The following is a 25,097-nucleotide window of genomic DNA, read 5'->3' as shown; positions in this document are numbered from 1 at the left end:
TTTTCGTTGAGCGGATGACGAGATTCGAACTCGCGACCCTCACCTTGGCAAGGTGATGCGCTACCACTGCGCCACATCCGCGTGCCTTCCGAGGCCGATCCGGCGAGGCGCCGGTGACTTCGTCGTGCGAGTAGGAACTCTAGCGCGAAACTCCCGAACTACGAAATCCGGGCTCACCGATGGACCGCGACCGCGGTGAGACACGGAATCGGCGAGCGCCGTTAAGCGCACGACAAGGTTGTGTAAGTGGTTGCGGGAGAGAGTTTTTCACAGGCGGTAGCAGCCGCGGGGATTACGGGAGGAACTACGTGAAGACTCTGGGGATGATCGCGGCGGGCATTGCGGTGACGGCGGTGACCGTTCTGGGGGCCGGGCCCGCGCATGCCGACTTCACCGATCCGGTGGAGTTCACCGACAGCGGGGAGAACGTGGAGGACGACGGGTTCGGGGAGTACGCGGTCAACCGGGCCGAACCGAGGTCGTGCCTGGTGGTGCAGAACCACACGGGCAAGCGGGTGACGGTGCGGTTGAACTACCCGACCAGCGGTGGAAAGTGGCAGTTCAGGCACGATCAGGTCGGTGTGCTGACGCGCAACGGCAAGGTGGTGACCTCGCCGTCCGGGAATTGGAACGTGCGGACGAACCCGCCGATCAGGTTCAACTGGGTCTACGACGGCAACATGAATACCCGCATGGGTTGCAACGGGTCGTGGGTTCTGACCATGAACTGAGCCCGGACGGGTCCGGTGCGCCGGACCCGTCGGGGCTGGACAGACGCCGACTTCAGGCGAAGGCGGCGCGGTGGTCGGCGGCCCAGGTGGCGTAGCTGCGGGGTGGGCGGCCGAGGACGCGTTCGATGTCGTGGGTGATCAGTTCGTTGTGGCCGCCGCGGATGAAGGCTTGGCCGGTCAGTGAGCCGTCGACGAAGGCTGGCGGCAGGCCCGCGGCGACCATGAAGGTGCGGGCGTCGGCTTCGGCGATGTCGGTGACGGCGATCGGGCGGTCGATGATCTCGGCGAGGACGGCGGCCTGGTCGCGGCCGGTCTGCAAGTCGGGGCCGGTGAGGGTGTAGGTGCGGCCGTGGTGGTCGTTCGAGCGCAGTGCCGCCACGGCGACCGCCGAGACATCGCGTGGGTCGACCACGGCCTGTCTGCCGTCGCCGGTGAGGTTCGGAACGGGATGGCCGATGCTGAGCGGTTCGATCCAGCTGAATGTATTCGAGGCGAAAGTGTTGGGGCGCAAGATCGTCCACTCCAGGCCGGAGTCGCGCACGGCCTGTTCCCCCGGCACATGCCAGGAACCCGGCACGCCGAGACGTGGGTCGCCGGTACCGACGGCGGACAGCTTCACCACGCGTCGCACCCCGGCTTCCCGCGCGGCAGCGACCAACGCGGCGTCGGTGCCGGTGTCGTCCGGGCCGGGGATGCCGACGAGGAACGCGGCCTCGATCCCCGCCATCGCGGGCCCGAAGGTGGCCGGGTCACGGTAGTCCACCCGGACCACCTCCACCCCGGCCGCAAACCCGGCCTGCCGCGGGTCGCGGGTGGCCGCGCGGACAGCGACGCCCTCGGCTACCAGCTGTCGAACGATGTCGCTTCCGATGGTGCCTGTCGCACCGGTGATCAGGATCATGCCAAGAGCATGGTCTGCGCGCTGCCTGCGAATATAGGAGAAATCGGCACGGACATCGCGGCCCGCGGCGCCTACTGTTGATCCGGTGCGGTACCTCACCTCGGCGCAGCTCGAGACCCCCATGACGACGCCGGAATCGTTGCGCCCATGGCTCACCGAGCTCACCAGCACGCCGGTGTTCGACGATCTCGCTCAGCCGTTCGCGCACCCACCCATGGCGACGACCACGGTGGTGCTGCGCACCGAACAATCGGGCAGGAGTATGGCATTCGTCGTCGGCGCGCAGACCAAGGCGTCCTATTCGCGGCCCGACGAGCCCGCCGGATGCGTGCGCCTGCGGCTGGAGCCCGGTGTGACACGCCAACTCCTCGGTGTCACCGCGGGCGAACTCACCGACCGCGTGGTCCGCCTCGACGAATTGCCCGGCCCACTGGGAACTTTCGCACCCGAGCTCACCCGTCTCCCCGCCGAACAGGCGATCGGCTACCTGGACGACGAACTGCCGCAGCGCCTTTCCGAGACCGACACCGATCGCGCGCACCGGATCGTGCTGCGCGAAGCGATCTCGGCGCTCACCGCCGACAACGCCCCCGCACTGCCCGAGCTCACCGCTCGCCTCGCCGTCAGCGAACGCCAGCTACGCAACCTGTTCACTGCGGGAATCGGCCTGTCCCCCAAGCATTTCGCCCGCATCCAACGCCTGCGCCGCGTCCTCGCTTACGCGGGCAACAGCCCATGGTCACACCTGGCCGCGAACACCGGCTACTACGACCAATCCCACCTCACCGCCGACTTCCGCACCCTCATGGGTGTCCCACCCGCCGCCTACCTGCGCGGCAAGCTCCCGGCGCCGACCAGCTGCCGGCTGCCACGCTGAGTCGGAGTCAGCCCTCGGTGTCCTGCGTCTTCTCGGCCTTGCGGGCGATCCGTTCGGCGGCTTCGGCGTCGTCGAGGGCGGTCGCCTCTTCGAGGGACGGGGCACCGCCACCGAGTCGTTTCGGGACCCAGTAGGCGCCGGGCTCGTGTTCGTAGGATTCCTGGAGGTCGGCCAGCATTTCCTGCATGGTGGAGCGGAGCTGTGCGGTGAGGTCGGCGGCGGGCTCGTAGGGCTGGATGGGGGTGCCGACGGCGATGGAGATGGGGGTGTTGGTGCGGCCGAGGCGCTTGGGGAAGCCCTTGGTCCAGACCCGCTGAGCGCCCCAGATGGTGATCGGGATGATCGGGACGCCGGCTTCCAGCGCCATGCGGGCCGCGCCGGACTTGAATTCCTTGATCTCGAAACTGCGGCTGATCGTGGCCTCGGGGTAGACGCCGACGAGCTCGCCGTCGCGCAGGTACTGCACCGCCGACTGGTAGGAGTCGGCGCCCGCGGTGCGGTCGACCGGGATGTGCTTGAGGGTGCGCATGATCGGGCCGGAGATGCTGTTGTCGAACACCTCCTGCTTGGCCATGAACCTGATGTAGCGACGGGGGGTGCGAACGGGCAGACCCGCGTAGGTGAAGTCCATGTAGCCGGTGTGGTTTACCGCCAGCACAGCACCGCCGGTGGCGGGGATGTTCTCCGCGCCCTTGACGGTGAACTTCAGACCTTCGAGGAAGAACAGGGTTCGGGCCACGCCGATGATCGAGAAGTAGAGGGGTTCCACAAGTACGCAAGCGTAGTCGTAGATCTCCCCATCGGCAGGGGTGCGTTCGGTGGGCGCGGTCACCGTAGAATCGCGGCGTTCACCCGCGCAGCCAATCCGCTTCGCGCACACCGGTCTACACCCGGCGAGTCCGCTCGCCCCGACAGTCACCGCCCGCATCGCACGCGGGTGCCACGACCTAGGAATTGAGGAACGTCGAAGTGGAACGCGCTCAGTTGCCCCCGATCGCCGCGGCTCGTCCGCACCGCGCCTACGCGCTGGTCGCCGGACTCACCGTCACCGCGGCCCTGGTCACCGGGTGCGACTCGGTGTCGGGCATCCCGGGAGATCCGGTCGAGGCAACCACCGCCGCGCCGACCACGACGGCCGCGCCGACGACTACGGCGACCCAGGCCATCGCACCGGGCGAACCGGCGCCGAACAGCCCGCTGCCCGCCGACGCGCCACAGGTCGGCGCGGTCGCGGGTCACGCCGACGCCGTCACCGCCGTGCGCCGCTGGGCCGCCGACCTGCGAACCGGCACGATCGAAGAACTCCAGGACAACTGCTGGACCATCCCGCCGGGCACCGTCGCCGAGATGTACGCCGACCCGCAGTCGGTGCTGGCCGCCCTCACCGGACCGGGCACCGCGACCGCCGACACCGTGACCTGGCGTAGCCGAACCGTCACCGTCACCGTCGACCGTGAATCCGTCGCGTCCGGATATGCCTGCGGCCGGGTATCCGCGGTGGGCGTCGAGCCCGGTTACGACGACGCGGACGCGCGCCACACCGTCCGCCGCTACCTCGCCCGCGCCACCGGCAAACCTCTCAACGCGGCCGACATCGAAGCAGACCATCCACTGACCTGCAAGGCCTCACCGGCCACCTGGGACCCGGAGGGCACCGGCAACCCGGTAGCAGCCCCCTTGACAGGCGACTCGGGCAAAGTAGGCAATGTCACCTCCTACACCGGCGAGGAGCTACGATCCGACCAGGTTCGTGGCGACTACCTGGCAGTTCACGTCCCTGTGACCACCTCACCGGGGGGCACGCGGACGCGCACTTTCACGGTTGTCGCGACCGCTGAGGGCTATTGCATCGGTGACGTAACGATTTAGCCACTACCCTGGTTGGCTGGTACGCCGAAGCAGTCAGGGGGCCTGAGGCGGTAGCTCGCCATTGATCCGGCGAATCAGATCCTGGTAGGAGGAAACAGCTCGTGCAGATCACCAGCGTCGGACATGCCGGCTTCCATATCCGAACCGAGGCCGGGACGATCCTGTGCGATCCGTGGGTCAACCCCGCGTACTTCGCGTCGTGGTTCCCGTTCCCGGACAACTCCCAGCTCGACTGGGAGGCGCTCGGCGATGTCGACTACCTGTACGTCTCGCACCTGCACCGCGATCACTTCGACGCCGCGCACCTGGCGAAGTACGTCAACAAGGACGCGACGATCCTGCTGCCCGACTATCCGGTGCTCGACCTGCGCCGTGAGCTCGAGGCGCTGGGGTTCACCAAGTTCTTCGAGACCGAGGACTCGGTCAAGCACACGATCACCGGGCCCAAGGGTTCGTTCGACTTCATGATCGTGGCGTTGCGCGCGCCCGCCGACGGTCCGATCGGTGACTCCGGCATTCTCATCTCCGACGGTGAGACCACCTGTTTCAACATGAACGACGCCCGGCCGGTGGATATGGACGTCATCCACGACGCGTTCGGCGATATCGACATCCACCTGCTGCAGTACTCGGGCGCGATCTGGTACCCGGCGGTGTACGACATCCCGGCGCGGACCAAGGCCAACTTCGGCAAGCAGAAGCGTCAGCGCGGGATGGATCGCGCGCGCTCCTACATCGAGCAGGTCGGCGCTACCTGGGTGGTGCCCTCGGCCGGTCCGCCGGTGTTCCTCGACTCCGAGCTGCGCTATCTCAACGACGATCGCGGCGACGAAGGCAACATCTTCCCTGATCAGGTGGTGTTCCTCGACCAGATGAACATTCACGGCAACGAGGGCGGGATCCTGATGATCCCCGGTTCGGTCGCCGATGTGCGTGGCACGGAGCTCGACCTCGCGCACCCGTTCGACCCGGATCGGATCTACGGCGACAAGGCCGCGTACATCGAGGAGATGGCGCAGCGTTTCGCGCCGGTGCTCGCCGCGGAGAAGGCGTCGTGGGAGACCGGCGAGGGTTCGCTGCTCGAGCCGCTGCGCGAGCTGTTCGAACCGATCATGAAGCAGAGCGCGCTGATCAGCGACGGCATCGGCTACCCGGTGGGCCTGGTGATCGGCGAGGAGACCATCGTTCTCGACTTCCCGCACCGCACCGTGCGCGCGCCGCTGGAAGGCGAAGGCCGCTACCGCTACGGCTTCCGGATCGCCCCGGAACTGGTGCGCACCGTGCTGCGTGACGACGAGCCGGACTGGGTGAACACGATCTTCCTGTCCACCCGCTTCCAGGCGTGGCGCATCGGCGGCTACAACGAGTTCCTCTACACCTTCTTCAAGTGCCTCACCGACGAGCGGATCGCCTACGCCGACGGCTGGTTCTCCGAGGCACACGACGACTCCGCCGTCACCGAACTCGACGGCTGGGAAGTCCAGCGCCGCTGCCCCCACCTCAAGGCCGACCTCTCCAAATTCGGTGTGGTGGAAGGCAACAACCTCACCTGCAACCTGCACGGCTGGCAGTGGGACCTGGAATCGGGCCGCTGCAAGACGTCCAAGGGACACGAGCTGCGCTCGCGCAAACTCTGAGCCGAACTCTGAACGGGCGGGGCGCTATTCGCTCCGCCCGTTCTGCTGTCGCGGCCCGGTATCAGGAAGTGAGATCGGCGGGTTCTGCTACGTGGCGGGCATATTCGAGGATGCGCAGGGTTTCGACGGCGTCGCGGGGGTCGACGGGGACCGGGGCACCGTCGAGGAGGGCTGCGGCCATGCCGGCGTAGAAGGCTGGGTAGTCGCCGGGGAGGGTGGGGGTGGTGCGTAGGTCCTCGCCTGCGCCGAGGGTTCCCCATCTGTCGGGTGTGACTGTGCCCCAGGGCTTTCCGTCGTCGGGGCGACGACCTGCGCGGAGGTCGTCTTCCTGGGGGTCGAGGCCGGAGACGGTGTAGCCGTTGGTGGATCCGAGCACGCGCATACGCGGACCCAGTTGCGGCGCAACGGCACTCATCCACAATTGGGACCGGGTGCCGTTGGCGTGGGTGAGGGCGATGAAGGCGTCGTCGTCGGCTTTGACCTCCGGGCGGCGGCGGTCGAGTTCGGCGTAGACCTCGGTGACCGGGCCGAACAATGTCAGCGCCTGGTCCACCAGGTGACTGCCGAGATCGAACAGGATGCCCGCACCGTCCTCGGCTTCGCCGACCTCGCGCCAGCCGCCCTTGGGAACCGGCCGCCACCGTTCGAACCTGGACTCGAACCGGCGGACCTCGCCCAGCTCACCGGCGTCGATCAGCGCACGCACGGTCAGAAAGTCGTTGTCCCAGCGGCGATTCTGAAACACGCTCAGCGGCAGCTCGGCCCGCTCGGCCGCGTCGACCACTTCCTCGGCATCGGCCGCCGTCACCGCGAACGGCTTGTCCACCACCACCGGCAACCCGGCGGCCAGCGCCTGCAACGCCAGCGGCGCGTGCGAGCGATTCGGGGTGGCGATCACCGCGAGATCGACATCCTCGTCCTCGACGAACAGCTCCTGCGCCGACCCCCACACCCGCACCCCGGGATGCTCGGCCCGAGCCTGCGCGGCCCGCTCCGCTGACGAAGTCACCACGGCGGCTACCCGCATTCGCGGATCGGCGGCGATGAGCGGCGCATGGAACACCGACCCGGCCAGGCCGTATCCGACTACCGCTACTCCGAGCTGGTCCATGGCTGCCCTTTCGTGGTGGTCTGCGGGTATCCACCGTAGCCGCGCGGCCGCTCAGCCGTTGGGCAGGTTCCCGACTGCTTGTCGCAGCATGGCCGAAGCGATGGCGCAGTTCTCGTCGCGGGCACCCTCGGAGCCGTGAACCGAGACCTCGATGGTCTCCTCCCCGGCGTCGGGCATGAGGTAGGCGCGGGTGCAGATGGACTTCGAACCACCCTTACCGAGATAGATCTGCAGCCCGTCGACAGTGATGATCTCCAGGTCCTTGCCCTTGGTGTACAAGCTGCTGCGTCCGAGCTTCAAGCTGAGTTCCACGCGGGCATCCCACTGGCAGGTGTGCGCGTCGGCGATTGTGGGTTCGGTCGGCAGTACGCCGATCTTCTCGGCGACAGCGTCGCGGTCGAGGAGGGCGCACGGCTCGAGCAGCGCCAGCGACGATTCCCGGCCCTCGGCGCGTGGCGCGGTGGACAGCGAACGCGCGATATTGGCCGCGATGTAGTCGATGCCCGCGCATTCCTTCACCGCGGACGGGTTGGTGAGGACGATGACGATTCCTGCCTCACGCTCGGCGCCGGGACTGGCGATGGCTCGCGTGCAGACTGCGGAGCTGCCGTCGATCACCGGGACACCGTCGACCATCGTGTGATTCGGCGTCAGGAATTCGTCCTCCTGCCCCAGGTTGAGGTGGATGTTGTATCTGTTGGAGTCGGCATTACAACCCCAGGCCAGGGTCGGATCCAATTTCCACGTATCGGCGGCCAGCGGTGTCGGTGCGACGGGCACCGCGTCGCCGATGGCCGTGGTGAGCCAGGCACAGGCGTCGATCTGCCGCAGCTGGGCCAATGTCAGCCCGGTCACCGGCCCCGGCTCACTCTGCTCGCGCGTCACGAAATAGGTGATACCCGTGAGCGCCAGGAGCAACGCCGCCAGTCCACCCGCCAGCCCGCGCCGCGCTCGCGGACTCGCCGCGCCCCAGCGCTGTCGGCCGGATTCTACTGTGCCCCTGCCGTATTCGACGGCCGTCCGCGCGGATTGGGCGACGACCTCCGAAAACGGTCGTCCGGACGCGGGTTCGGACGCAGCGACCGCAGGCAGCGCGGCGAGCAGCGCCGAGATCTCGTGCTGCTGGCGCCCGATATCGTCGAGCACGGGGGCAGGCCATGGCGGCGGCCCGCTCGGCTGGGCACCGAGATATTCAAGAATCTGGCCCGGTGTCGGGCGGGCGGCGGGATCTTTGCGCAGGCACGCGGCCAGCATCTCGAACAGCGGCTCGGGTACCAGGCTCAGGTCGGGTTCGCGCTGGGCGATATTGAACAGCGTGTACGGCACCGAAGCCGCAGCGAAAGGAGCGACGCCGGACGCGGCGAAGGCCAGCACCGAGCCGAGAGAGAACACGTCCGAAGCCGCCGTCAACGGATGTCCGAGCGACTGTTCCGGCGACAGGAAGTCCGGCGTGCCGAGGGTCGTCACAGAGCCGGTAGTCGCGGGTCCGGCAGCCGGAGTGATCCCGATTTCGCCGAGACGTCCACTGTCCCTTGTCAACAGAACCGTATCGGCACGAATTCGCTGATGCACCAAACCTGCCGCGTGCACGGTACGAAGGGCCGTGGCGAGGGCGGACGCGAGGGCACGGACCGCAGGCACCGGCAGCGGGCCATGTTCGGCGACGGCTGCGCCGAGCCGCACCCCTGGCACGAATACCGAAGCCAGCCATGGTTTTTCGGCATCGGCATCGACGTCGATCACGGTGGTATTGGTGGCACCGGAGACACGCATGGCAGCAATCGCACTGTGCCGCATCCTGATCCGGAACTCCGGCTCATCCAGAAGTTCCGGCTGTGCCTGCGCAACGACGACCAGTGAATCATCCGGGCCGGTGGCGAGCACCGCATCGAAGCCCATCGCGGCCTCTAGCCTGCCGATCACCCGGTAGCGGCCGATGGTGAGTGGATCGCTGGGGCCTGGCGGACGGATCGTCATGATGCGGGCAACTTCTCGAGTACGGGTTCGAGCAGGGCAGCGGCGGTATCGCAGTGATGACGCACCTGCGGCCTGCTCGAGAAGAACGTGGCACGCACTTGCTCGGCCTGATCGTCTCGGCTCGGCCGGACCATGACGATGAAGGTGCAGGAATTCGGGCTATCGCCGTCGAGGTAGACCGGGCGATTCGCGATCGTCCTCAGCGGGCGGGCCTTTCCACCCGCCACGCTGTCGGGCCGGCCTCGATCGTCGAAATCGATCGAGAAATAGCCCTCGCGTCCGGTCAGCGCACAGCCGTGTGGAGTCGAGGAGCGTACGGGGTCACCGACCGATGAGCGAGCGATCGCGACGTCGATCGTGGCGCAGGGATCGAGCCTCATGATCGAGTTCGCCGCGTAGTTCTTCAGCGGTGGGTTGACCGACAGCCGCCGGACCACCGCATCGAGTGCGCGCTCGGCCGACAGGCAGCCGTCACCTTCCGGCACGGTGGCGCTCACTGTGAACGCGATCGGCAGGCCGCTCTGGGTCACCACCGAGCGGTCGCATATGCGGGCCTCTTTGTGCCTGCCGAGCACCGGCATCCAGTTGATGGTGTTGCCCATCGGCAGTTGATCGACCTGTACCTCGGTGACCGGGACACCGGTTTCGAGCCCGAACCACACTTTGCGACCGGTCTGATCGCGATAGTAGATGGTGCAGCCGGTCACCCCGCCGGGCACGAGTTCACTCACCGCCGTACCGAGTTCGCCGAGAACGGCCGGCTTCATCAGCTCGCAGATGTCGAGTCGACGGGCTTCGTCATCGGTCAGCATCAGTGGTGGATCGTCCATTGCTGTCGCCGTGCCATCGACACCGACTCCCCAGAAGGCGATGGCAGCCAGCACCAGCGCCGACACCACCGCGGCGGCGGGAACCAGGCGCGACCACACCCGCCTCGGCTGCTCGGCCACGACCTCCAGTGCCGCGGACGCCGTTCCGTCGGCCCAGCGGCCTGCCTCGGCATGGCAGTCGGCGATGCGCCTGCGGATCCGGACCGGCCAGACCGGTTCGGCTTCGATCCGGCTCGCCGCGTCGAGTAACTGCTCGGGCGTCGGTCTCGCTGCGGGGTCCTTCGCCAGACAGGCATCGACCAATGCGCGGATCGGCTCCGGAATGCCGGTGGTGTTCGGGGAGCTGTAGAGGACGTTGTAGAGGACCTGCGGCGTGGACGCCGCGTCGAACGGGCTCACGCCGGTAGCCGCCATCGCGAGGACCGCACCGACGGCGAACACATCGGAAGCCGGTGTGAGCGTGCGGCATTCGGCCTGCTCGGGTGACATGTACGCGGGCGAGCCGATCACCGCGCCGGTCGCGGTAAGGGTGACGTCGTCCTCGAGCGCCCTGGCGATACCGAAGTCGATCACCCGTGGACCGTCGTTGGTGAGCAGGATGTTGCTCGGCTTGAGATCGCGATGAACCAGGCCGGTACGGTGGATCTCGAGCAGCGCCATCGCCAAGCCGGTGGCCAGTAGTTTCAGCCCGTTCAGGTTCAGGCGCCCGAACTCGCCGATCATTTCCTGCAGGCCGGGACCGGCGATGTATTCCGATGCCAGCCACGGTGTTTCGGAATCAGCGTCATGATCGACCACGCCCGCGGTGTAGGCACCGGTGACCTGCTGTGACGCCAGCACCTCCCGCCGGAACCTGGCGCGGAACTCCGGGCTGCCGGTGAACTGACGGTGGATCTGTTTCACGGCGACCAATCGGCCGTCCGGCCCCTGACCGAGCAGCACCTGGCCCATTCCGCCGCGACCGATCACAGCCAGCAGGCGATAGCGGCCCAGCTGGTCGGGATCCTGCGAACCCAGCGGTTTCATCGCCGCGCCTCCCGTGTTCACCGTGACCCGCTCAGCAAGGCGTGCTGCGCGACCGCCTGCTGCCGGATATCGGTTTCCTGGTTGCTGTAGAGGCGAACCACGAACTCGTTGTGGCGCACCAGGCAGGAGAAGCGACGTGCGGGAACCGACGTGTTGTTCGGCCGGGCCGCGCGATAACAGGAGACGCCGGACAGTCCCGGTACTGCCGTCATCAGCGTGTACTCGGCCGCCAGCGAGTGCTTTTCCTCGAGATCGGCGAAAGACTGCGCAGCGCTGCTATCACCTGCGCGATACAGGAACTTGTTGTACGACACGGCGATAGCGGCGATCGAACTGCCCTCGAATTCACGCAGGGTTGCCGAGGGCTTGTCGCGCAACAGCGCATAGGACCGGGGTCCGTAGACCATGAAGTCCCATCTGTCGGGCCAGTAGTCGCCGGTCTTCACCACACGGGTGAGCAGCTTGTCGCCGTCGAGTTTCAACTCGGCAAGGTCGGCGGCAGGCGTCGGAACAAAGTTCTCGAGTTCGGCCAGCTGCGCGCGGTAGGTGCGCGTGAGCAGATCGGTCAACAGCTCGGGGCTCGGCTCGAGGATCTTCGCGTACAGCCTGATCACCAAGCTCTTCCACACCAGCCAGCTACCGACCGTCGGCACGCCGGGACGCCAATGCGTGAGTGACGCGGGATATTCGGGAATCGGGAGGGGCGCGTTCTCGGTGTTGGCGGTGAAATCCGCGGCAGCCATCGCCTGCGCGGCCGCCGTTGCCTGGGCCTCGTCGGGCAACGACAGGATCGCGATCGACAGGAGCTTGTACTTCGGTTCGTTGTCCGACTGGCCATTGCCCGCGATCGCGCCGAAGCCTGCCAGCACGTCGAACGGCTCGAGCGCGGTTCGCTGGACGCCCGAGAGCAGGTTGTCCACGCCACGCACCCCGACGATCAGGCCGCCGCCGTTACCCCCGGTCAGGTCTGGGTCGACGCGGTCGGCGAGCAGCAGCCGCTCGCCGATGCGCACAGATTCCACCAGCGTTCCGCGCACCAGGCTCGGCGCGTCGTCGTAATCACCTGCCACCGGTTCGAGGGCATAGCGACCGTGGTCGGGTGCGGCGTTGTCACCACACGCCGCGGTGAGCAGGGCGAGCGACAACAACGCCGCCGACCATCGCGACCGATTACGCACGACCATTCCCCTCCGACCACAGCTCAAACGCCGTGTCCCTCCCGAACTCTGCCGTGAAACTATCACCCGCGTGTTCGGCACCGCTACCGCGCAGGTAGCCGGCCGACCGCCTGTTTCACGAGCGGATCGGCGATCGTGCACAGTCCGCCTGTAGTGCGTTTCGAGTTGCTGACCAGTACTTCGACAACTTCGCGATAGGTCTCGCCGATCTTGCGGAACCGGTACACCCGGCGGCATTCGTTCGCCGACCCCACCGTGCTGAGAGCCTGTCCATCGACCAGCACGCCGTCGCCGATATCGATCACTTTCTCCTCCGCCGACGTTGCCCGCTGCCGCGGCTGCGACAGCGTGATCCGCACGCTGGTTTCGCCCGGCCACTCGCAGGTATGAGCGGATTTCGCGACGGCGGATCCAAGGGTCGCGAACGACGAATTGTCTACCAGGGCACAGGGATCCACCGACGACAGTGACTGCTGCGCAGCGGGGTCGGCAACCAGGGCGCCGAGTGACGCGGTGAGCCGTTCTACGACGTGGTCGGCGAGCGGGCATTCGGTCCGCGAGAAGGTATCCACGGTGATCCCCCAGCGTTTGCCTTGATCGCCGCCCTCGATCGCGAATGCGCAGTCGTCGCCACGGCGGGCAATCGAGTATCCGTCGACCACCTGCTTGCCCGGTTCGAATCCATCCAGCGCGGCGCCGATTTCGACGGCGATGCGCGCGCCACCCGAGCTGCCGTCACAACCCCAGCTCGAGGTCGGCTGCCAGCGCCAGGACGAGACGTCCGGCGACGCCTTCGCGGCGACTCCGGTTGGTAGCGTTTCACCGAGAGCTTGCGGCACCCAAGTGCACGCGTCGGTGCCGCGCATCCGGTCGAGGGCGGGCAGGGTCGCGGTCGCTATCGCCGATGGTTTGTCCTCCGCTGAGGGCTCAGACTCATTGCTGCGCAGTACAACTGCTGTGAGGGTTCCTGCGATCACCAATGCCGACAACGCGGCAAGCCCTACGCGGAAGGCCGTGCGCGGCTTCTCGACCGGAACTCCGGCAGACGGTGGCGTGATCGGGGTGTGCGCTGGAATGATCTGCGTTGCTTCGGGATCCGATGTCAGCGCGACCAGTTTCCGCGTCTGGTCGGCGATTTCGGCGTGGACCGGCGCGGGCCACGGCTGCGACTGAACGGGCAGGACCCCCAGGTAGTCCAGGATCTGGGCGGGTGTCGGTCTGGCCCTCGGGTCCTTGCGCAGACAGCCCGCGATCAGATCGCGCAGCGGTGCGGGGACCTCGTCGAGTTGCGGTTCGCTGTGGACGATGTTGAACAGGGTGTAAGGGGCAGAGGACGCCGCGAACGGCGCCTTACCCGTGGCGGCCATGCACAGCAGCGAGCCGAGGGAGAAGACATCACTTGCCGAGGTCACCGGTGCGCTGTTCGCCTGTTCCGGCGACATGTACGCGGGCGAGCCGACCACGGCACCCACTTCGGTGAGCTGCGCACCGATGCCCACCGCCTGCGCGATTCCGAAGTCGATGACGCGCGGCCCATCGGCGGCCAGAATCACGTTGGCGGGCTTGAGATCTCGGTGCACCAAGCCGGTGCTGTGGATCGAGTGCAGGGCCGAAGCCATTCCGGAGGCCAGGGTTCGCAGTGCCGGAACCGGCAGCGGACCGAGCTCGCGCACCGCTTTGTCCAGCGGCACGCCCGCAATGAATACTGAAGCGAGCCAAGGTGTTTCGCTGGCAGTGTCGAAGTCGACCACCGCCGCGGTGAACGCCCCCGATACCCGTGCGGAGATGGCGACCTCGCGCTCGAACCTGGCCCGGAACTCACGATCGTCGAGCAGATGCGAATGAATCTGCTTGATGGCGACGAACCGCCCGTCGGGCCCCGTCGCCAGCACAACCCGGCCCATCCCGCCCGCGCCGAGCACACCGTGCACCCGATAGCGCCCGATCATCGGCGCGTCACTCGTCGACAGCGGCTCGATCAATGCGGTACTCCCCCGGTCCATACCCGCCACGGCGGGCGCCCGAGACGCCCATCCGACGAACGCCCGGTTCGCCAGCAACCTAGCATCCCGGTTCCGGTCGACGTCTCCGCACACGGACAGCGACGGGTGGGCGCGATCTCCCGGTTGGTGGCGAGGCGCTAGCGGCTCGCCCTGCTCGCCACGACCACAGCGCACAGCACGATCACACAGCTGAGTGTCGCAGTGGGCGAGAGCTTCGCGTCGACCGCGTCGAGCAGCACGGCCGTGACCAGCTGGCCCGCCACCGAGGTGAGGCCGAGTAGCAGAACACCGATCATGCCGACCGTGACGGCAGCCAGGGCGATGAAGGCCACGCCGATCAGACCGCCGGTGTAAAGCCAAGGGTCGGTGGGGAATTCGGTGGGCAGGCCCGTGGTGGAGAGGGTGTAGAGGTCGAGGAGGAGTAGCGCGGTCAGGCCGACTGCGAAGTTGATCAGAGTGGCGGTGAAGGGGCCGCCGGTGGCGCCGACGCGGCCGTTGATCGCTTGTTGCCAGGCCAGGCCGATGCCCGCGAGCGCGGGCAGGACGATGAGCAGGGCGGGGATGTCCGGGACGCCGGTGGCGACCGTGGCCGGGACGGAACTGCCGCCGGCCGAGAGCACTACCCCGGTGATGCCGAGGGCAGCAGCGAAGATCCGCCACGGGGTGATCGGGGTTCGGCCGTTCGGGGCGAGGCCGAGGCGGTCGACGACGAGGCTGCTCAGGAGCTGGCCTGCCACCACCGCGACGGTGAAGGCGGTGACACCGATCGCGGCGATCGTGAGCCCCTGCGCCGCCACGAAGAACGCGCCGCACAATCCGCCGAGCAACTGCCACGCGGGCAAGCTGCCCTGCGACACCGCGACCCGCACCTTGGTGACACCGGCTCGCAACGCCGGGCTGACAGCGAAGGCGACCAGCAGGGCAACGAACCCGGTACCGAAGCTGATGGTCGCCGCCGCGATCCCATCGGCCAACCGCGCCCCCAACGCCCCGTTGATCCGCCCCTGCACCGCGACCCCCGCCCCGATACAGAACCCGAAGCCGAGCCCGATGCTCATCCGCCTCCCGGAGACTTTCGCGGATCGTCCGGGACCTGGGCGGTTGGCAGTCGGTCTCACGTTATGTCTCTATCACGCGCATCGACATGACGCGGCGGCAGCCAAGTCGGTGTCAACGCGGCTGCGACCAACAGCACCAGTCCCAGCAGCGCGATGGTCACCGACATCGACAACCATTGGGTCGCCGCCGCGACGAACGCGAACACACCGAGTGCGACGATCTCGGAGAGCAGCCCGGACACCGAGGTGACGGTGGCCCTGGCCGGGCCTTCGATCGCATCCTGAAGCCGAGCACCAGCGATGACCTCGGCATTGAAGTCGATGCCGTAGGCGATGCCGATACCGGCGAAACCCACCCAGACCAGCGCCGGGCCCGTCGCAACGCCCACCGCCAGCGCACCCGCGATGAACAGGATTCCGGCGACGAACAGCGCGATGGCCAACGTGCGAGCGGACACGACCTCGGTGCGGCCTGCCAGCAGCGAACCGATCAGCGAGCCGACAACGGTGACACCCACCAGCAGTGCCGAGGTACTGGTCGACGCTCCACCGGAAACCGCGAGCAGCCCGAAGTACTCGTCGAAGGCGGTGACGCCGTAGAGAAGCGCGCCGAGCAGCACACCCCGACGGACCCTTCGGACGCGCAGCGCTTCGGAGAGACCGGTCCTGAGCATGGAGACGTATCGCGACGAGGTGGATCCGCGCGAATCCGTCTGCGCCGCACCGGCCGATGCCGATCCCGGTTTGACGTGCGGGCCCAACGGTCCGGCTACGGGCTCATCATCCAGATCGTCGACAGCGGTGGCGGAGATGGCGACCGGCGCGCTGGGCAGAGCCAGCGCGGTCAGCGCGTGCAGGAGGCCGATGCCGACGCTGACCCAGCCGACCAGGGCATAACCGCCGAGCACGAACAGCGGTGCGGCGGCGAGAATCGCCACCAGGACGGTGCTCTCCTGCGCACCGCGCGCCCAGCCCATGATTCGCGCGTAGGCGGACGGTTCACCCCGCGCGACCAGATCGTCGTAGATCAGCGCCTCGAAGGTCCCCGATTCCAGTGCGCCCGAGACACCCCAGACGAGGAAGCCGAGCGCGAAACCGACGAACGACGGTGCCAGCATCCACAGGACGAAACAACCGGTCTGCAACAGCGAGCTCACGAACAGCAGGAGACGACGGGACACCGTGTCGGCCCACGCACCCGATGGCACCTCGAGCAGGAACGCGGTCACCGACCAGATCGCCAGCAGCAGCGAGATCTGTGCGGTGCTCAGCCCGTGATCGGCGAAAAGGACGCCGTAGAGCGCATAGATCGGTAGCAGGTCGCGCGTGCCCCTGAACAGGACCGCGCGCACCGTGAGGTCGCGGACACCGGTCGGTTCACGCCTCAACCAGGCCACCGCGTGCCGGAGCGGGGAAGATCAACAGCCGTAGAAGAGCATCCGCATGGGCTCTATCGTTCGCGTCGCGACCGGCCGGGTCAAGCGATTATCCGAGCGGGATCCAGCCGTTGGCGGCGAGGGAATCGTCGTCGTCGGTGCTGCTCACCATGCGACGGCCGTCGTTGAGGTCGTTGATGAGTTCGGACACCGGGTGGGAGTCGCTGTAGTGGTAGCCCTGGGCCAGGGCGAAGCCGAGTTCGGTGAGGACGGCGGCCTGGTATTCGGTTTCCACCCCCTCGGCGATGACCTGCAGGTCGAGGGATTTGCTGAGTGCGGCGATGACGCTCAGCAGCGGCGGGGCGGGGGAATCGGAGCGGATGGCGGCGACGAAGGACTGGTCGACCTTGAGGATGTCGCTGGGGATGGTGGCCAGGCGGCTCAGCGAGGAGTAACCGGTGCCGAAATCGTCGATGGCGATGCGCACGCCACGGTCGCGCAGGGTGTGCAGGTTGGTGATCGCGGTCTGGGATTCCGCGGCCAGTTCGCTCTCGGTGACCTCGAGGACGAGCTGGTCGGCGGGCCAGCCGGTATCGGACAGGATGGTCGCGACCCGCTCGGCGTATTCGGTTTCGGCCAGTTCGAGGCCGGAGACATTCACGTTGAGGGTGAGGTTCAGCGAGGCGAAGCTCTCCTGGAGGCGAGCGGCGTCGGCGCAGGCGCGGCGCAGGACCAGCTCGTCGAGGTCGGAGATGAGGTCGTACTCCTCGGCGACGCGGATCAGGCCCTCGGTGGTGACCTCGGGCTGCGCGCTCGACGACCAGCGCAGCAGCGCCTCGACGCCGACCGCTTGGCCCCCGTCCTCGGTCAGGCTGACGATCGGCTGGTAGTGCACATCGAGAGCGCCACGGTCGATGGCCTCGCGCAGTTCCACCGCCAGCGGGAGCTGACGCGAGGATTCGAGCACCGTGCGGTTGCGGCCCGCCTGCTTGGCCCTGTACAGGCCGACATCGGCGCGGCTGACCAGCAGCGAACCGGATTCGCCCGGCTGCCAGGAGGTGACACCGGCCGAACAGCCCATGGTCACCGCGGCCCGCAGTTGTTCGGTGAGCAGGATCGCGGCCTGCTCGGTGGTCCCCGGCAACAGCAGCGCGAACACATCGCCGCCGAACCGGGCCAGCACCTGGCCGGGAGCGAGCAGATCCAGCCAGGTATCGGCGACCCGCTGGAGCACGGCGTCGCCCGCGCGGTGGCCGAGGTGGTCGTTGATCTTCTGGAATCGGTCGAGGTCGACGAGCACAAGGGCCATGCCCTGACCGCCACGACCGGCCGCATCGATCGCCGGGTTGAGCTGTTTTTCGAACCCGCGCCGGTTCAGCAGGCCGGTGAGCACGTCGATATCGGCTTCCGAAGCCATCCTGGTGAGGATGCCGACCACCACGCCCGCGCCGAAGGTGACACCGGCGGGGATCAGCCCGGACCACCATGGCAACCCGCGGGCGGGCAACACCAGCAGACACAGCACCATCGCGAAACCGATGTGCGCGGCGGCCTGGGTCCAGGCGAAGAACAGGGCCGCGTCGCAGGCGACGAAGACGAAGAACGAGGCCAGGGTGATGGCGCCGACGATGTTGGGGAAGTCGTAGACCGCGATCGCGACGAGCACCGCCGCGGTGGCGAGGTAGGCGTGGTGCAGGCGGTGTGGCATCCGCGGGCCCCACGCGAGCAGGGTGAGCCCGAGCAGAACCGAGATGGCCGCCGCGGTGCCGACCACAACGCGATTACCGTCGTCGCCCGGCGCTACGGCAGTGATCATCAGGCCGAGGACACCGCCGAGAACGTAGAACGCCCCCGTTGTCCTGGCCATGACCTTTGCCGTCGCCAACGCCGATGCCGCCCGCACCCGGGTTCGGGTATCGCCGCGCGCCCCGATTCCTCGCACGAGCACCAGCCTAGATGTTGATGGGTCAGGGTGTTTGCCACATCCGACAAATGGATCTCAGCAAACAATGAGCATCTTACGGCGTCAGTACGTCCGTGCCGACGAACGGGACCAGGGCCTCCGGCACGCGCACCGAACCGTCGGCCTGCTGGTGGTTCTCCAGGATCGCCACGATCCAGCGCGTGGTGGCCAGCGTGCCGTTCAATGTGGCCGCGATCTGCGCTTTTCCGTTCTCGTCCCGGTAGCGGACCGAGAGCCTGCGCGCCTGGAAGGTGGTGCAGTTCGAGGTGGAGGTGAGCTCGCGGTAGGTCTGCTGGGTGGGCACCCAGGCCTCGCAGTCGAACTTGCGCGCCGCCGAGCTACCCAGATCGCCACCGGCCACGTCGATCACCCGGTACGGCACATCGATCGCGTCGAGCATCTCGCGTTCCCACGCCAGCAGCCGCTGATGCTCGGCTTCGGCCTGGTCAGGGGTGGTGTAGACGAACATCTCCACCTTGTCGAACTGGTGCACGCGGATGATGCCGCGGGTGTCCTTGCCGTAGCTGCCTGCCTCGCGGCGGAAGCACGACGACCAGCCCGCGTAGCGCTTCGGGCCCGCGCTCAGATCGAGGATCTCCTCCGAGTGGTAGCCGGCCAGCGGCACCTCCGAGGTACCGACGAGGTAGAGGTCGTCTTCTTCGAGGTGATAGACCTCGGCCGAATGCTGACCGAGGAAACCTGTACCCGCCATGATCTCCGGGCGAACCAGCACCGGCGGAATCATCATGGTGAAGCCGTTGGCGACGGCTTTCTGCGCGGCCAGCTGCAACAGGCCCATCTGCAGCAGCGCGCCGTAGCCGGTCATGAAGTAGAACCGCGAGCCCGACACCTTCGCGCCGCGCTCCATGTCGATCAGGTGCAGCGACTCACCGAGCTCGAGGTGATCCTTGGGCTCGAAATCGAAAACCGGCGGGGTGCCGACGGTTTCGAGCACGATGTAGTCGTCCTCGCCACCCGCGGGTGCACCTTCCTGGACGACGTTGGAGATCGCGCGCTGAGCGGCGTCGAGGTCGGCGTCGGCGGCGTGCTGGGCGAGTTCGGCCTCTTTGACCTTGGCGGACATGTCGGTGGCGGCGGCCAGCAGCGCGGGGCGCTCCTCTTTGCTCGCCTTGCCGATCACCTTGCCCATGGCCTTGTGCTCGGCGCGCAGGTTGTCGGCGGTGGCCACGGCGGCCCGGCGCGCGGCGTCGGCTTCGAGCAGGGCGTCGACGAGCGCGGGGTCCTCACCGCGGGTCCGCTGCGAGGCACGGACGGCTTCCGGGTTCTCGCGCAGGAATCGGAGGTCGATCATGAGAAAACAGCCTAGTTGTTTACGCAACCCTTAATCGCTCGGCCTATGCCAACCGGGCATCGCAGGGGCATAGTTGCGGTGTGAGTACCTCTTTCGACACCGCCGTCATCGATACCGCGCTCGCCGATCTCACCCAAGGGGAAAAGACCTGGGCCGCGACAGACCTGCGTCGCCGCCGCGAACTGCTCGACGAACTGCACGCGCTCACCGCCCGCGACGCCGAGGCCTGGGTCGCCGCCGCCCGCACCATCAAGAAGCTCGATGCCGACAGCCCGCTGCTCGGCGAGGAGTGGATGTCGGGCCCGATGACGATGCTGGCCGGCGCGCAGGCGCTGAGCGAGTCGATGGCCGCGCTCGAGAAGGGCGCGAGCCCGCTCGAGGGTGTCGAACTCACCACCGCGCCCGGCGGCCGGGTGGCCGTGCCGGCGCTGCCGCACGGCATCTACGACAAACTGCTGCTGAGCGGGTTCAGCGCCGACGTGTGGCTCAAGCCCGGTGTCGACGCCGCGACCGCGCGTCGCAAGGCGGGCCTTGCCCAGCGCGACCCCGCGAAGACCAACGGTGTCGGCGCGGTACTCGGCGCGGGCAACATCATGTCGATCGCGCCGCTGGACACCCTCTACGAGCTCTACGCCAACAACCGGGTCGTCGCGCTCAAGCTGAACCCGATCACCGATCCGCTGCTGCCGGTGTTCCAGGCGATCTTCGCGCCGTTCATCGAGCTCGGCGTGGTGCGCATCCTCACCGGCGGGGCCCCCGAGGGCGGCTATCTGGTGAACCACCCGCTGGTCGCGCACGTGCACATGACCGGCGGCGCGCCGACCCACGACGCGATCGTGTGGGGCCCCGGTGCGGACAAGACCGGCGAGCCCATCCTGGACAAGCCGATCACCAGCGAACTCGGCGGTGTCGCGCCGTGCATCGTGGTTCCCGGTGACTGGGCGGCCGCCGATCTGAAGTTCCAGGCCGAGCACGTGGCCACCCAGCGCCTGCACAACGGTGGCTACAACTGTGTCGCCGCGCAGACCGTGGTGCTCGCCGCGGACTGGCCGCTCAAGGAGCAGTTCCTCACCGAACTGCGCGCCGCGATCGACAACGCTCCCCCGCGCACCGCCTACTACCCGGGCAGCGACAACCGCGTCGCGGGCGCACTCGAGACCTACCCGAACGCCGCCCGCGCCAACGGCCGCCTCCTGGTCGAGAACCTGCCCGCCGGCGACACTCCCCTGCTGCGCACCGAGTACTTCTCGCCCGTTCTCGGCGTGGTCGAGCTGCCCGGCACCGGGGCCGAATTCCTGAGCAACGCGGTCGATTTCGCCAATGACGAGCTGATGGGCACCCTGGGCGCCAACATCATCGCCGCCCCGGCCACCATCGCCGAGCTCGGCGCGAAACTCGACACCGCGATCGAGAACCTGCGCTACGGCACCGTCGCCCTCAACGCGTGGACCGGTCTCGCGTTCCTGACGCCGCGCGCCAGCTGGGGCGCCTACCCCGGCCACACCATCGACGACATCCAGAGCGGCATCGGCGTCGTACACAACGCCTTCCTCCTCGACGACGTCGAACGCACCGTGGTCCGCGGCCCCTTCCGCCCCGCTCCGCGCTCGATTCTGCGCGGCGAATTCGCCCTCACCCCGAAGCCGCCGTGGTTCGTCTCGAACAAGACCGGCACCGGCACCGGCCGCAAGCTGACCGACTTCTACGGCGACGGCAAACTGCGCCGCATTCCGGGCATCTTCGTGTCAGCTCTGCGGGGCTGACCCGGCAGTCCGCCACGACAAATACACTCGTCGACGATGTCGAAGAAGCAGAGCAACCCAGCCGAGGGACCCGCCGCGCCCAGTCGCGGCGGCGCCCTGCACCTGTCCGCGACGAAACTGCGTTGGGGGCTGCTGATAGGCGCCCTCGGGGCGATCGTCGCGGCCATGGTCACCATGGCCGTGACAGGCTTCGACACCGACAAGGTGGAGGCGCACCAACCCGGTGCCGTGCCGGTGGTGCGCGACAAGGAGTTCAGCAGCGCGGCGCAGGGCGACTGTCTGACCTGGTCCAAACCCGACCGTAGCGACCTGGTGAAGGTGGGCTGCGGCGACAAGCACCTGTTCGAGGTGGCGGGTGTCATCGACCTCAGTGCCTATCCAGGGCGTGAGTTCGCCGAGGGCACCCGTCACCCCGATTCGCTGCGCATGACCGAGCTGCGGGACGAACACTGCGTGACCGCCGTCCAGAAGTACCTGGGCGGGCGCTTCGATCCGCGTGGCAAGTTCATGGTGAATGTGATGTCGCCGAGCCCCGCTGGCTGGCAGCACGGCGACCGGACGCTGCGCTGCGGTGTCCAGGTCGCCGCCACCGCGACGAGCCCGGCTTCCATCGGCAGCCTGGCCGACAGCGACCAGTCCAAGATCCATGCCACCGGCACCTGCCTCGGCATCAATCAGAATCTGCCCACCGACCCGGTCGACTGCGCCCAGCCGCACTCGGTGGAGATCGTCGGCACCGTCGACCTGGCCACCGCCTTCACCGGCGGACCGCCGTCGGAGGCCGAGCAGGACAAGTTCGTCGAAGCCGAATGCAACCGGCTCTCGGGCGACTACCTCGGCAGCCCCGACGCCATCCGTAACAAGACGCTGACCCTGTTCTTCGACTATCTCGAGCCCGCCAGCTGGCTCGCGGGCAGCCACAAACTGGACTGCTGGCTCGGAAAAGGTGCCGACCGTGAGGGTTTCGCGCCGATCGTCGGCTCGGCCCGCGGCGAGATCCTGATCGACGGACAGGCACCGGTACCCCCGCCGAACTCCGGACGCTCCACGCCGGCTCCGCTGCCGGGCGCCGCGCCACTGCCGCCCCAGCCCCAGCCGAGGTGACGTTGTCCGAGCGGATGCCGCAGTGGCGTTTCGAGGAGTTGGTCGGCGATGCCCTCGACCAGATCCCGGCGGAGCTGTCCAGTGCCATAGACAATGTTGTTGTGCTGGTGGAGCCCCGAAACGACGAGGAACCTTCACTGCTCGGGCTGTACCACGGGATCGCTCTCACCGAGCGCGACAGCTATTACGCCGGATCGTTGCCGGATACCATCACGATCTACCGGGAAGCTATTCTCGACATCTGCAACACCGACGACGAAGTGGTCGAGGAAGTCGCGATCACCGTGATCCATGAAATAGCACACCATTTCGGGATTGACGACGACCGGTTGCATGAGCTGGGATGGGGTTAGCGAAACTGGGTGGGGAATCGATGGAACCGAATGACCCGCTCTCGCGTCCTAGTACTCGTAGGGGGAATTCTCGTGGTTCCCGATAGCCGCCACCAGAAGGAGTCGGGTCATGGTTGGACACGTTCTCGTTGCACCTGAAATCGTCCTCGCCGCGTCCGCGGAGCTGGATCTGCTCGCCGAGCGCCTCGCCATCGCGGCCGGGCTCGCCGGGCCGACCACGCATGTGCTGCCGTCCGGCGCCGAAGAGGTGTCGCTGCTCGCGGCGTCGCACTTCAACACCGCAGCGGGCAAGCACGACGGTTCGGTCGCCCAGGCGATCCTCGAGCTGCATCACGCGGCCGCGACGCTGCGCTCGCAGCTGACCACTCATATCGGGGAAGACGTGGTCCGCGCGGCGACGATCAACGCCGTCCAGGTGTAGTCGCACCGAACCTGTCGACGATCATTTACTCAGGGGAGAAACAAGCATGACCGCAGGGATCACCGGGGTGTTCTGGCTGCCTCGTATGGCCGAAATGAACTCCACCACCCTCAACGCGGGCGCACACGCGATCCCGATCAGCGCCGCCGCCACCTCGTGGGGCACGCTGGCCGCCGCGTGGGGCGACGCCGCTTTCACTATCACCCGCGTGATCGCGGAGGTCGGTGTCGGCCTCCAAGGCGTGAACGGTATCGCCGTGCTCGCCCGTCTGGCGCCGTTCGCGGGCTGGGCCAGCCAGCAGGGCATCGCGTCCGCGGCGATCAGCGCCAAGTGCGCGGCCAACGCCACCGCCTACACCGTCGCCTCGATCGCGATGCCGAGCCTGCCCGAGATCGTCGGCACCAATGCCGCGGTGGCCGCTTCGGCCAACCCGCCCGGTGTCGTCTCCGGTGCCTTCGAGGTCGCCGAGGTCGCGCGCCACGCGATGGACATCCGCGCCGCGCTGGTGATGGAGACCTACGAGGCCGCCACGTCGGCCACCGTCGCCGTGCCCAGCGAGTTCACCATGCCGCCAGCTATCGCCAGCGGTGCGGGTTCCGCCTCGCAGGGCGATTTCGGTGGCGGCGATCCGCTGCAGACCGCGGTCGCCGCGGCGCAGGCCTTCGTGACCAACCCCGGTGTGGTCAGCGCGGCCACCCAGGCGGCCAACACCGCCGGTGGCGTGCTCACCGGCGGTGTCAGCACGGTCGGCAATATCGGCGCTTCCGCGATCTCGGGGGCCACGGCCACCGTGCCCGCGGGCACCGCAGTCGCGCCCGCCATGGCGGGTATGGGTGCCGCCGGTGCCGCCGTCGGTGGCATGGCCACCACGTCGGCCGGTCTCGGTGGCGTCAGCGCGGGCTCGCTGAAGCTGCCCGATGGCTGGGGTGCGCCCGCGGCCGCGACCGCGAGCGCGCCGGTCTCGGAATCGGTCGTCAACCGGGTCGAGAGCGCACCCGTGCGCAACACCGGCACCGCCGGCAACCCGCTGATGGGCAACCGGCAGAAGGGCGAGGAAGACGACGAGCACGATGGCGTCGACTACGTGCGCTCCGACGAGTTCACCGACGGTCGCTACGCGGCCGAAGGTGTGATCGGCGCCGACCTCGCCGGATCGGCCAAGTGACGGTTCTCGGCACCGGCAGCGGAGGTTCGCTGCTCGGCGCCGTCGTGCTCTCGCTCGACGACATGCAGTTCCTCCTGGAGAAACTGGAATTCGACGAGATGCCCGTGGTGCTCGACGCCATGGGCCGCTATGACAACGTCACCGCGCACGACGCCGCCATGAACGTGGCACAGACCGCCCTGGCCGAACGCGAACTGCTGTTCGGCCAGGTGGTGGCACCCGAGCTCGCCGAACGGCTGCGGGTGCTCTACCGGCCGCAGTGGATCATCGCGCTGCGGTGGGTGGTGGCAGGCCAGGTCAACCGATTCTGTCTGGCGCCGGGGGGGGGGCCCGACTGTGGGGGCGGCGCGGGGCCGGGGGGGGGGCGGGCGCGGCCCCCGCGGCCCCCCCCCCGCGGGCCCCCCCCGACGCGCTGGCCGCCATGGCCGATCGGGAACAGAAC

The 25,097-nt window shown here is 67.9% G+C and carries 21 protein-coding genes and 1 tRNA gene; 10 read left to right on the top strand and 12 right to left on the bottom strand.

From position 1 onward, the window contains the following. Positions 1-9: 9 nt before the first annotated feature. A tRNA-Gly gene (locus ACFWPX_RS10505) sits at positions 10-81 on the bottom strand. A 227-nt stretch (positions 82-308) separates the two neighbouring features. On the opposite strand from ACFWPX_RS10505, the gene ACFWPX_RS10500 reads away from it, so the two are divergent. Beyond that, entirely contained in the window at positions 309-731 is a 423-nt protein-coding gene (locus ACFWPX_RS10500; protein ID WP_378927159.1) for a hypothetical protein, read from the top strand. A gap of 52 nt (positions 732-783) precedes the next feature. On the opposite strand, the gene ACFWPX_RS10495 is transcribed toward ACFWPX_RS10500, so the two are convergent. Further along, positions 784-1,632, bottom strand: coding sequence for an NAD(P)H-binding protein (locus tag ACFWPX_RS10495; RefSeq protein ID WP_378927158.1), 849 nt, complete (start codon positions 1,630-1,632; stop codon positions 784-786). Between the two features lie 85 nt (positions 1,633-1,717). Between ACFWPX_RS10495 and ACFWPX_RS10490 the strand changes: the two genes are divergently transcribed. After that, positions 1,718-2,509, top strand: a complete 792-nt coding sequence (locus ACFWPX_RS10490; RefSeq protein ID WP_378927157.1) for a helix-turn-helix domain-containing protein — start codon at positions 1,718-1,720, stop codon at positions 2,507-2,509. 7 nt (positions 2,510-2,516) lie between these two features. Here the strand turns inward: ACFWPX_RS10490 and ACFWPX_RS10485 are convergent, their stop codons facing one another. Beyond that, the gene (locus ACFWPX_RS10485; protein ID WP_378920125.1) at positions 2,517-3,278 is read right to left on the bottom strand and encodes a lysophospholipid acyltransferase family protein; all 762 of its coding nucleotides are present in this window, start codon (positions 3,276-3,278) and stop codon (positions 2,517-2,519) included. A gap of 200 nt (positions 3,279-3,478) precedes the next feature. Here ACFWPX_RS10485 and ACFWPX_RS10480 point away from each other — a divergent pair, with 200 nt between their 5' ends. Then, positions 3,479-4,378: a hypothetical protein gene (locus ACFWPX_RS10480; protein WP_378927156.1), complete on the top strand. Its 900-nt coding sequence runs from the start codon at positions 3,479-3,481 to the stop codon at positions 4,376-4,378. 101 nt (positions 4,379-4,479) lie between these two features. Then, complete coding sequence (locus ACFWPX_RS10475; RefSeq protein WP_378927155.1) at positions 4,480-6,015, top strand: Rieske 2Fe-2S domain-containing protein; 1,536 nt, start codon at positions 4,480-4,482, stop codon at positions 6,013-6,015. Between the two features lie 61 nt (positions 6,016-6,076). Here the strand turns inward: ACFWPX_RS10475 and ACFWPX_RS10470 are convergent, their stop codons facing one another. The 9 genes from ACFWPX_RS10470 to serS form a co-directional block, all read right to left on the bottom strand. After that, positions 6,077-7,126 carry a Gfo/Idh/MocA family oxidoreductase gene (locus tag ACFWPX_RS10470; RefSeq protein WP_378927154.1) on the bottom strand — a complete coding sequence of 350 codons (1,050 nt, stop codon included), beginning with the start codon at positions 7,124-7,126 and terminating at the stop codon, positions 6,077-6,079. 51 nt (positions 7,127-7,177) lie between these two features. Further along, positions 7,178-9,103 (bottom strand): protein kinase, encoded by a 1,926-nt coding sequence (locus tag ACFWPX_RS10465; protein ID WP_378927153.1) that lies wholly within the window; start codon positions 9,101-9,103, stop codon positions 7,178-7,180. Then, positions 9,100-10,959, bottom strand: a complete 1,860-nt coding sequence (locus tag ACFWPX_RS10460; protein ID WP_378927151.1) for a serine/threonine-protein kinase — start codon at positions 10,957-10,959, stop codon at positions 9,100-9,102. The genes ACFWPX_RS10465 and ACFWPX_RS10460 overlap by 4 nt, the downstream gene beginning before the upstream one ends. Positions 10,960-10,976: 17 nt before the next feature. Then, a complete protein-coding gene (locus ACFWPX_RS10455) occupies positions 10,977-12,137 on the bottom strand; it encodes a hypothetical protein (RefSeq protein ID WP_378927150.1) in 1,161 nt (386 codons plus the stop codon). 83 nt (positions 12,138-12,220) lie between these two features. Continuing rightward, a complete protein-coding gene (locus ACFWPX_RS10450; RefSeq protein WP_378927149.1) occupies positions 12,221-14,119 on the bottom strand; it encodes a protein kinase in 1,899 nt (632 codons plus the stop codon). Positions 14,120-14,277: 158 nt separating this feature from the next. After that, positions 14,278-15,198, bottom strand: a complete 921-nt coding sequence (locus ACFWPX_RS10445) for a DMT family transporter (protein WP_378927148.1) — start codon at positions 15,196-15,198, stop codon at positions 14,278-14,280. 56 nt (positions 15,199-15,254) lie between these two features. Further along, the gene (locus ACFWPX_RS10440) at positions 15,255-16,595 is read right to left on the bottom strand and encodes an MFS transporter (RefSeq protein ID WP_378927147.1); all 1,341 of its coding nucleotides are present in this window, start codon (positions 16,593-16,595) and stop codon (positions 15,255-15,257) included. Between the two features lie 88 nt (positions 16,596-16,683). Next, on the bottom strand, positions 16,684-18,516 hold the full coding sequence (locus ACFWPX_RS10435; protein WP_378914920.1) for a putative bifunctional diguanylate cyclase/phosphodiesterase: 1,833 nt from the start codon (positions 18,514-18,516) through the stop codon (positions 16,684-16,686). Positions 18,517-18,592: 76 nt separating this feature from the next. After that, positions 18,593-19,849, bottom strand: a complete 1,257-nt coding sequence (gene serS, locus ACFWPX_RS10430) for a serine--tRNA ligase (protein WP_378927145.1) — start codon at positions 19,847-19,849, stop codon at positions 18,593-18,595. A gap of 80 nt (positions 19,850-19,929) precedes the next feature. Between serS and ACFWPX_RS10425 the strand changes: the two genes are divergently transcribed. The 6 genes from ACFWPX_RS10425 to ACFWPX_RS10400 form a co-directional block, all read left to right on the top strand. Then, positions 19,930-21,612, top strand: coding sequence for an aldehyde dehydrogenase family protein (locus ACFWPX_RS10425; RefSeq protein ID WP_378927143.1), 1,683 nt, complete (start codon positions 19,930-19,932; stop codon positions 21,610-21,612). 36 nt (positions 21,613-21,648) lie between these two features. Next, positions 21,649-22,716 (top strand): septum formation family protein, encoded by a 1,068-nt coding sequence (locus ACFWPX_RS10420; protein WP_378914926.1) that lies wholly within the window; start codon positions 21,649-21,651, stop codon positions 22,714-22,716. 14 nt (positions 22,717-22,730) lie between these two features. Next, the gene (locus ACFWPX_RS10415; protein ID WP_378915270.1) at positions 22,731-23,069 is read left to right on the top strand and encodes a metallopeptidase family protein; all 339 of its coding nucleotides are present in this window, start codon (positions 22,731-22,733) and stop codon (positions 23,067-23,069) included. Positions 23,070-23,178: 109 nt separating this feature from the next. Then, on the top strand, positions 23,179-23,490 hold the full coding sequence (locus ACFWPX_RS10410) for a PE family protein (RefSeq protein ID WP_378914928.1): 312 nt from the start codon (positions 23,179-23,181) through the stop codon (positions 23,488-23,490). Between the two features lie 46 nt (positions 23,491-23,536). Beyond that, positions 23,537-24,655, top strand: a complete 1,119-nt coding sequence (locus tag ACFWPX_RS10405) for a PPE family protein (RefSeq protein WP_378927141.1) — start codon at positions 23,537-23,539, stop codon at positions 24,653-24,655. After that, a partial coding sequence (locus ACFWPX_RS10400; protein ID WP_378927139.1) for an ESX secretion-associated protein EspG occupies positions 24,652-25,097 on the top strand: 446 nt, incomplete at its 3' end. The genes ACFWPX_RS10405 and ACFWPX_RS10400, both read left to right, overlap by 4 nt.

The sequence above is a fragment of the Nocardia sp. NPDC058518 genome, assembly GCF_042719655.1.
Classification (GTDB): domain Bacteria; phylum Actinomycetota; class Actinomycetes; order Mycobacteriales; family Mycobacteriaceae; genus Nocardia.
This window is presented reverse-complemented; position numbering and strand designations above follow the sequence as displayed.

Coding starts and splice junctions, on each gene's coding strand:
- ACFWPX_RS10415 (WP_378915270.1), top strand. CDS start 22,731: ATGCCGCAGTGGCGTTTCGAGGAGTTGGTCGGCGATGCCCTCGACCAG.
- serS (WP_378927145.1), bottom strand. CDS start 19,849: ATGATCGACCTCCGATTCCTGCGCGAGAACCCGGAAGCCGTCCGTGCC.
- ACFWPX_RS10410 (WP_378914928.1), top strand. CDS start 23,179: ATGGTTGGACACGTTCTCGTTGCACCTGAAATCGTCCTCGCCGCGTCC.
- ACFWPX_RS10405 (WP_378927141.1), top strand. CDS start 23,537: ATGACCGCAGGGATCACCGGGGTGTTCTGGCTGCCTCGTATGGCCGAA.
- ACFWPX_RS10460 (WP_378927151.1), bottom strand. CDS start 10,959: ATGAAACCGCTGGGTTCGCAGGATCCCGACCAGCTGGGCCGCTATCGC.
- ACFWPX_RS10470 (WP_378927154.1), bottom strand. CDS start 7,126: ATGGACCAGCTCGGAGTAGCGGTAGTCGGATACGGCCTGGCCGGGTCG.
- ACFWPX_RS10445 (WP_378927148.1), bottom strand. CDS start 15,198: ATGAGCATCGGGCTCGGCTTCGGGTTCTGTATCGGGGCGGGGGTCGCG.
- ACFWPX_RS10420 (WP_378914926.1), top strand. CDS start 21,649: ATGTCGAAGAAGCAGAGCAACCCAGCCGAGGGACCCGCCGCGCCCAGT.
- ACFWPX_RS10465 (WP_378927153.1), bottom strand. CDS start 9,103: ATGACGATCCGTCCGCCAGGCCCCAGCGATCCACTCACCATCGGCCGC.
- ACFWPX_RS10495 (WP_378927158.1), bottom strand. CDS start 1,632: ATGATCCTGATCACCGGTGCGACAGGCACCATCGGAAGCGACATCGTT.